The 344-nt window shown below is 50.3% G+C and carries 2 tRNA genes; both read left to right on the top strand.

Annotated features, from left to right (window positions below):
* Nucleotides 1–65 precede the first annotated feature (65 nt).
* Nucleotides 66–139 (top strand) — tRNA-Cys (locus E2626_RS17045).
* A 60-nt stretch (nucleotides 140–199) separates the two neighbouring features.
* Nucleotides 200–284 (top strand) — tRNA-Leu (locus E2626_RS17050).
* Nucleotides 285–344: the final 60 nt, after the last annotated feature.

Below are 344 nucleotides of genomic sequence, written 5' to 3' on the forward strand. Positions count from 1 at the left end.
GAACACCACCTTGCCAAGGTGGGGGTCGCGAGTTCGAATCTCGTCTTCCGCTCCATTTTTATTTTGGCGGTATAGCCAAGCGGTAAGGCACGGGTCTGCAAAACCCTTATCACCGGTTCGAGTCCGGTTACCGCCTCCAAAAATATAAATGAAGCGATTTGTAATACATACATGAGTATGGTAATATTCATATCACCATGCCGATGTGGCGGAATTGGCAGACGCGCACGACTCAAAATCGTGTTCCTTCGGGAGTGCCGGTTCGACCCCGGCCATCGGTACCAAAACTTGCGGGTGTAGTTTAGTGGTAAAACCTCAGCCTTCCAAGCTGATGTCGTGAGTTC

The organism is Jeotgalibacillus salarius, from assembly GCF_004405125.1.
GTDB classification, from domain to species: Bacteria; Bacillota; Bacilli; order Bacillales; family Jeotgalibacillaceae; genus Jeotgalibacillus; species Jeotgalibacillus salarius.